Origin of the sequence: Pseudomonas endophytica, from assembly GCF_001411475.1 — a bacterium.
In the GTDB taxonomy this organism is placed as follows: domain Bacteria; phylum Pseudomonadota; class Gammaproteobacteria; order Pseudomonadales; family Pseudomonadaceae; genus Aquipseudomonas; species Aquipseudomonas endophytica.
This window is the reverse complement of record NZ_LLWH01000132.1, coordinates 1-2,173: the sequence shown is the minus strand read 5'-3', so window position 1 is coordinate 2,173 and position 2,173 is coordinate 1. Positions and strand designations below refer to the sequence as shown.

2 protein-coding genes are annotated in these 2,173 nt (G+C 58.4%); one reads left to right on the top strand and one right to left on the bottom strand.

Annotated features, from left to right (window positions below; genetic code table 11):
• The coding region (gene hldE, locus AQS70_RS09790) for a bifunctional D-glycero-beta-D-manno-heptose-7-phosphate kinase/D-glycero-beta-D-manno-heptose 1-phosphate adenylyltransferase HldE (protein ID WP_055102603.1) at positions 1-1,323 on the top strand (1,323 nt) is incomplete at its 5' end.
• A gap of 174 nt (positions 1,324-1,497) precedes the next feature.
• Here the strand turns inward: hldE and AQS70_RS09785 are convergent.
• The coding region (locus AQS70_RS09785; protein WP_055102602.1) for a hypothetical protein at positions 1,498-2,173 on the bottom strand (676 nt) is incomplete at its 5' end.

Below are 2,173 nucleotides of genomic sequence, written 5' to 3'. Positions count from 1 at the left end.
CCTGAGGCGCGCGTACCGTGTGTTAAGGTCGAGCAAAGTGACGGCCGTCCCGGGGGCGCTGCTAACGTTGCCTTGAACATTGCCGCCCTCGGCGCCCCGGCCTCGCTGGTCGGCGTAACCGGTAACGATGAAGCTGCCGAGAGCCTGGCCAATAGCCTTAAAGGTGCGGGCGTCCGGGCTTTGTTCCAGCGTATTGAGCACCAGCCAACCATCGTCAAACTGCGCGTTATGAGTCGTCACCAGCAACTGCTGCGTATCGACTTTGAAGAACCTTTTGCGACTGACGCCCAGGCGTTGGGGTCTCAGGTCGAGCGTTTGCTCGACGGTGTCAAAGTCTTGGTGTTGTCTGACTACGGCAAAGGCGCGTTGAAAAACCATCAGGTTTTGATACAAGCCGCCCGTGCCCGTGGCATCCCGGTGCTGGCTGACCCTAAAGGCAAAGACTTCTCGGTCTATCGGGGCGCGAGCCTGATCACGCCGAACCTCAGTGAGTTTGAAATCATTGTCGGTGGTTGTACCGACGAGGCCGATCTGGTCGCCAAAGGCGCTGCGCTAATGGCCGATCTTGACCTAGGAGCGTTGCTGGTTACCCGTGGCGAGCATGGGATGACCTTGTTGCGTCCGGGCTATCCGGCCATGCACTTGCCTGCACGGGCCCGTGAAGTGTTTGACGTGACTGGCGCGGGCGATACGGTTATTTCGACCTTGGCCGCTGCCATTGCGGCAGGTGAAGAGCTGCCCCACGCTGTGGCATTGGCCAATCTGGCGGCGGGTATTGTGGTGGGTAAGCTGGGTACGGCGGCCATTAGTGCCCCGGAACTGCGCCGGGCTATCCAGCGCTCTGAGGGCTCCGAGCGTGGCGTATTGAGCCTTGAGCAACTGTTGTTGGCCATTGACGACGCTCGGGCGCACAACGAGAAAATCGTCTTCACCAATGGCTGCTTCGACATTTTGCATGCTGGCCATGTGACCTATCTGGAGCAAGCTCGGGCGCAAGGTGATCGTTTGATCGTTGCCGTAAACGATGATGCCTCGGTAAGCCGCCTCAAAGGGCCGGGTCGCCCGATTAACAGCGTTGATCGGCGCATGGCAGTGCTGGCCGGTTTAGGCGCGGTGGACTGGGTCATCAGCTTCCCTGAGGGCACCCCGGAAAACCTGCTGGCCCAAGTCAAGCCGGATGTACTGGTTAAAGGTGGCGATTACGGGATTGACCAAGTGGTCGGTGCTGACATCGTGGCCGCGTACGGCGGGACCGTCAAAGTGCTGGGGCTGGTTGAAAACAGCTCGACCACAGCCATCGTCGATAAAATTCGCGGGCAGTAATCCGCAGTCCTTGTAGTCGCTGACGAGGCACGAAGGCTGTGATCTTTTAATGGCCCAAAAGATCGCAGCCTGCGGCAGCTCCTACGTGTTGTGTTGGATGCATGCAATCTTGTAGTCGCTGACGAGGCACGAAGGCTGTGATCTTTTAATGGTCCAAAAGAGGGGGCTTTAAGTTCAGGCCTTCTTTTTGACGACTTTTCTGAACATCTGCTTGGCCTTGCCCGTCAGACGCTTGAGCCTTGATTCTTTGTCTGGGGCGCTTAAGCCTTGTTGGCGCAGCCAGTCCTTCCAGCGAATGCGCTCTTCGCTTACCACCCAGCCTTCCTGGGGGGCAAAACTTTCTGCCAGGTATAAGCCACGGGTACTGGCCGGTTTCAACTGGTCCTTGTGCAAGGTGTACAGCTCGGCGCAGGGCTTGCCGTCGATCAATGGCATCAGGTACAGGTCAGGGCGTTTGCGATTCAAACGAGCGATCAACTGATCGCCTTCCAAGCGCTCTTCCACATGAAACAAGCTCAGAGACTTGGCCTCCTTTGGCACTTCAAGGCGCAAGTCGTAGATCAATTGCAGAGAGGCGGTCGGCAGGTGTACGTACGCCCTTGGGCGTTCGAGCAATGTCTGGCTGGCACATCGAACCGGACGTGCAGCCCCCGACAACGGTGTAAGAAGAAAGGGCGCGGTTTCGCGGTAATGCAGGGCGTTGGCGTAAGGCGCCGGTAGCCATGTGTCGTTGAAGCGCCCACTCAGCCAGCCCTCAGGCGTTTCCAGCAGGCATTCCTCCGCCACTTCCTGAACCGCCGTGTGCAACGGCAGATTGACCTCATGGGCGGGCACGTAGCCCGAGATCAAT